Here is a 4,438-nt window from a genome sequence, read left to right on the forward strand (position 1 = left end):
TGTGGTATAAGAATCGCCAACATTTCCTGATTTTACAACATCATCTGAAATCATGTTCCCATCTGTATCTACATATTTAGCAGTAACATCTCCACCAGCAATTGCGTCTTTCGTATAAACATAAGTCACTGTCTGTGCTTGGTCTGTGAAAGTACCTGTAGCACTTCCTTGAACTTCTTTAAAGGTGTAACCAGCAATTGTTTTTTGTTCTGTGGTATAAGAATCGCCAACATTTCCTGATTTTACAACATCATCTGAAATCATGTTCCCATCTGTATCTACATATTTAGCAGTAACATCTCCACCAGCAATTGCGTCTTTCGTATAAACATAAGTCACTGTCTGTGCTTGGTCTGTGAAAGTACCTGTAGCACTTCCTTGAACTTCTTTAAAGGTGTAACCAGCAATTGTTTTTTGTTCTGTGGTATAAGCATCGCCAACATTTCCTGATTTTACAACATCATCTGAAATTTTGTTACCATCTGTATCTACATATTTAGCAGTAACATCTCCACCGACAGTTGGATTTAAAAATCGAAACTGTCCCATATTCATTGATGGACTCATAGAATAGAACCATTCTTGGATACTCCAAGAATAAAAAAGAGAATACTCTCCCCTAATAGGAAACATCGTTTGATTTATCATACCACTGTTTATAATATAGTCAGCTTTAGGAATCAATGGAGCCGTAACAGTAACAAATGGACTAGTACCATCAGATTCAGGACTGCTCAGTGTCCCATTTAATGTTACTTTGACACCTTTTAAGTTACTTAATGGTGGCTTTGAATCGCTGTAATTAGTTCCATCAGTTGTATAAGTCATCTTCAAAAGAGGAAAAAGTTCACTACTTCCAGCCACTTTTGGGTAGTCTGCAAATGTAAACCATTCATTACCAGATGCATCACTATTAATAATACTAGTCCATAAATTATTAGTTAGTGTTCCATCAGAAGTCGCTGCAAGTCTAGTCTGAACATACACCGTTGATGTTGTCCTGAGATTAATGTCTGTAATACTATTCCAAGGAATGTTTTTATAATTATTACCATCAAAAGAGTAATAAATGCTAGCACCAAAATTTGGTGTAGCTGCATTAACTTTTAATGTAATGCAATCAGCAAACACGGAAAATATTAATAATAAAGCGACAATTATTTTTGACATAGTTTTTTTCATTTTTCTATTCCTTTTCAACTTATATACTTTTATCAGAAAAACAATAATTTTTCCGATAAATATAAATTTGAAAATGGTACTATTATTAACTCTAGATAAGAGGATCCTGGATTTTGTTTTAATCGTAATATTTTTGAAATAGTATTGCATCTCATACGAAGATAAGGTATAATTGAACTTGAGCCAAATATAATACAACATAGTATTCAGAAAAATTATTGTTTTTCTGAATGACCTATATTTTAGACTTTTATATTATAAAATATCCCACATAAACTGGAATAATCAAAAATTAACTACTTTATTGCGTTATAAAAAGAAAACTACTAAACTTGTTTTTTTAGTAGCTTTCTTTTTTTTATTTCATCCCAAGCACAATTTATTTTTTCATAATAGCGTCAGAATTTGCTTCAGTTGCAACGTCAGGATGATATTTTTTTGAAAGGAATTTATATTGATTCTTTATCTCAGAAAAAGTTGAAACTTCTCTTACTCATAAGATAATATAAGGGTCTGTACTATCCCAACGTCTATCATAATCTATTAATTTAGTTGCTTGATTATTTCTAGCTTTATTTGCTTCAGATTTTTGTTCATCTCTATTTGTTTGATAACAATTAGGACCATATTTTCTTTCTTGCTCTTTTCTCCATGCGTTAACATCCTCTTGATGAGCTTGTTTTGCCTTATCAGCTTCAGAAGACATTCTTTCATTCTCTTGTACTCTTCTTATAAAACAAGCTATTACGAGCCCTAAAATGATGATTAAGGCTACAAAGAAATATTTGAAAAATAACCAAATTAAAAACACTATTCCTAAAAGGAACGGTACGTAAAGTTTCAAATAATAAGCTGCATAGACGTTTTAACACGCCGATTCCTCACCAAAAAGTTACAACAGATACAACAGAGTTCAAATATTATGAAGATGGGGTTCAAAAAAACTTTATCTCAACCCCTATCTGGACTTATTCAATAATGAGATTATTTCTTATAGTATATCCAAAGCGCCAAATTATCAAGCCATTTCTGAAGCTTTGGAGCAGGCTATAAATAAGACGAGAGATTGTCAATATCGACGTACTTTTCATTCAGACCAAGGTTGGGCCTATCAAACACGTGTATATTGTTCTACCTTAAAGAAAAATTTAATTTTTCAATCAATGAGTCGTAAAGGTAATTGTCATGATAATTCAGTTATGGAAAATTTCTTTGGGATTCTTAAGCAAGAAGTGTATTACGGTCGTATTTTTATTTCTTTTGAAGAACTTCGTAAAGCCATTCAAAACTTTATTCATTATATAACCACAAACGGATTAAAGAAAAACTAGGTTGGAAATCACCAGTTGAGTTTCGAATAGCAAAAGAGAATAAGTAGAATGTTTTTAATATCACAACAGTAAATAGTTGACAAACTCGTTTTAAAGGATTATATTATAAGTACACTTATAATATAAAGGAGAAAAAATATGAAATTCAGTTTTGAATTAAAAACAAAAACATGTGTTGAGAAAATTTGGGGACTCTATTCAGATGTCAATCGTTGGTTCGCTTGGGAAGATGATTTAGAGGATATTTCGTTGGAAGGCAATTTTGAACGAGGGAGTTTTGGAGAGATGAAACTTTCAGGACAACCTGCAATGAAGTTTGAATTAATTTCTGTTATTCGTAACAAGGAATTTACAGATAAAACATCAATTCCAGATGTTGGTGATATTTATTTTATTCATGAATTAACTAGTGAAAATGGTTGGACTATTATCCGTCATTCTGTTGAATTTATGCCAAATAATCGAGCAGATAGCCTAGAAGATGCTGGATTTGTATCACAAATTTTTTCAGATGTCCCAGCTTCTATTTTTTCACTCATTAAAGCCGCCAATGACTAAGTTTCCTTCCAAATATAAAAACGACTCTTCACTTTCTTCGGGTTTTTCATTTATAAAGGCATATAATTTATGGCATAAAAAAATAAAAGAACGATTAAAGGTGATAGAATTAACACATCCACAGTTCGTTGTTCTAGCAACTATAGGGTATTTATGTCAACATCATAGAGAAGTTAAACAAATTGATATTTCAAAAAACTCAAATATTGATGTTATGACTCTTTCCACAATAATATCAAGGTTAGAAAAATCTGAATTGATTGAACGACAAAAGTCACGACGAGACCCTCGAGCTAAGGTAGTTACTTTAACTAATGAGGGTTCTAATAAATTACAACAGGCTGTCCCTCTAGTTGAACAAGTAGATAGCGAATTTTTTGGAAAACTAGACATACAGAATGAAATATTTAATCATCTACTTCTTGAATTAATCAAAAAAAATTCATAACACCTGAGCTAATTATTTAATTGATATTCAAAGTAAAATAAAAATCCCAAGTATCTTAACTTGGGAAAAAAGTCCAACTTTTGGGGGTCACATCAAAAGTTGGACGTTATTTTTTATCTTTATTATTGAAAGCCAATATTAACGTTGCAAATGCAATCATCAACATAAGCGCCTGATAAACAGACAAATTTTTCACCTTTCTATATTTTGGGAAACGTACCCATGAATTTTTCCATAGGCATTACCTCCTGTGATAGATTAGCTACCGTCCTTTAACTTCTACGAAAGTATTATATTATATTATATTTATGTCACAAACAAAAAATCCACTAGATTTTTTTCAAGTGGATTTTTATTTTATAAATTTTACACACATCTTATTGCTTGGTTAGTTTTTATTCTTCAAATCTTCATTACCCCTTATCATAGGGCTTGCTAGCCTTTTTGTCAGTTTTTTGATACTTGTTACACACTTTTTTAAGTTTATCTAGTTTTAGATAATAACCAATTTTGACAAAGAGATAGCATTTCTAGAATAACCAAGATTTATTTCAATTCTGTTGAATGACTCTCTTTTTAAATTACTCAATATTAATAAAAGCTCATAAAATATACTTTTATTACTTTGCGAATCTATGTCTAATCTCTCTTTTTCCATTGGGATACTCCTAAAAGTGTAACCAAACTCATAATCAATACTCCTACAAAAGTAGCTAAAACTGAAACAGAGGATGCATCCCCAGTTTGAGGTAAAGGTTGTTTTGAAGAAGAAATGTTAGAAGATAAAGAGTTATTTATTGGATCCTTATGATTTAAAGAAGAAGAATTTGTATGAACTAAAGCTTTAACGGTAAGTTTTACTTCTTTGGTTTGACCATCAGCACTCTTAAGTACAACAGTATATACTCCAGCGGTCTTC

General features: G+C 31.2%; 8 protein-coding genes and 1 pseudogene. 3 read left to right on the forward strand and 6 right to left on the reverse strand.

Features of this window, described 5'->3' with window-relative positions; translation table 11 throughout:
• The 3 genes from IAE52_RS11340 to IAE52_RS11610 form a co-directional block, all read right to left on the reverse strand.
• Positions 1–1,182: MucBP domain-containing protein (locus tag IAE52_RS11340; RefSeq protein WP_233610995.1), on the reverse strand; the 1,182-nt coding region annotated here is incomplete at its 3' end.
• 379 nt (positions 1,183–1,561) lie between these two features.
• Positions 1,562–1,648, reverse strand: a complete 87-nt coding sequence (locus IAE52_RS11730; RefSeq protein ID WP_338067083.1) for a hypothetical protein — start codon at positions 1,646–1,648, stop codon at positions 1,562–1,564.
• A 27-nt stretch (positions 1,649–1,675) separates the two neighbouring features.
• On the reverse strand, positions 1,676–1,888 hold the full coding sequence (locus IAE52_RS11610) for a hypothetical protein (RefSeq protein WP_233610996.1): 213 nt from the start codon (positions 1,886–1,888) through the stop codon (positions 1,676–1,678).
• Positions 1,889–2,001: 113 nt separating this feature from the next.
• Between IAE52_RS11610 and IAE52_RS11350 the strand changes: the two are divergent.
• From IAE52_RS11350 to IAE52_RS11360, 3 genes and pseudogenes are all read left to right on the forward strand, one after another.
• A pseudogene (locus IAE52_RS11350) lies at positions 2,002–2,560 on the forward strand (IS3 family transposase); the annotation flags it as partial.
• A 91-nt stretch (positions 2,561–2,651) separates the two neighbouring features.
• Entirely contained in the window at positions 2,652–3,071 is a 420-nt protein-coding gene (locus IAE52_RS11355; protein ID WP_109990708.1) for a hypothetical protein, read from the forward strand.
• Complete coding sequence (locus tag IAE52_RS11360; RefSeq protein WP_195228352.1) at positions 3,064–3,519, forward strand: MarR family winged helix-turn-helix transcriptional regulator; 456 nt, start codon at positions 3,064–3,066, stop codon at positions 3,517–3,519. The genes IAE52_RS11355 and IAE52_RS11360 overlap by 8 nt, the downstream gene beginning before the upstream one ends.
• Positions 3,520–3,625: 106 nt before the next feature.
• On the opposite strand, the gene IAE52_RS11615 is transcribed toward IAE52_RS11360, so the two are convergent.
• The 3 genes from IAE52_RS11615 to IAE52_RS11370 all read right to left on the reverse strand — a co-directional run.
• Positions 3,626–3,715, reverse strand: coding sequence for a putative holin-like toxin (locus tag IAE52_RS11615; protein WP_275425175.1), 90 nt, complete (start codon positions 3,713–3,715; stop codon positions 3,626–3,628).
• Positions 3,716–4,012: 297 nt separating this feature from the next.
• Positions 4,013–4,177 carry a hypothetical protein gene (locus IAE52_RS11365; protein ID WP_162551429.1) on the reverse strand — a complete coding sequence of 55 codons (165 nt, stop codon included), beginning with the start codon at positions 4,175–4,177 and terminating at the stop codon, positions 4,013–4,015.
• A partial coding sequence (locus IAE52_RS11370; protein ID WP_200136804.1) for a hypothetical protein occupies positions 4,159–4,438 on the reverse strand: 280 nt, incomplete at its 5' end. The genes IAE52_RS11365 and IAE52_RS11370, both read right to left, overlap by 19 nt.

It is taken from the genome of Lactococcus sp. S47 (assembly GCF_016517475.1).
GTDB lineage: Bacteria > Bacillota > Bacilli > Lactobacillales > Streptococcaceae > Lactococcus > Lactococcus lactis.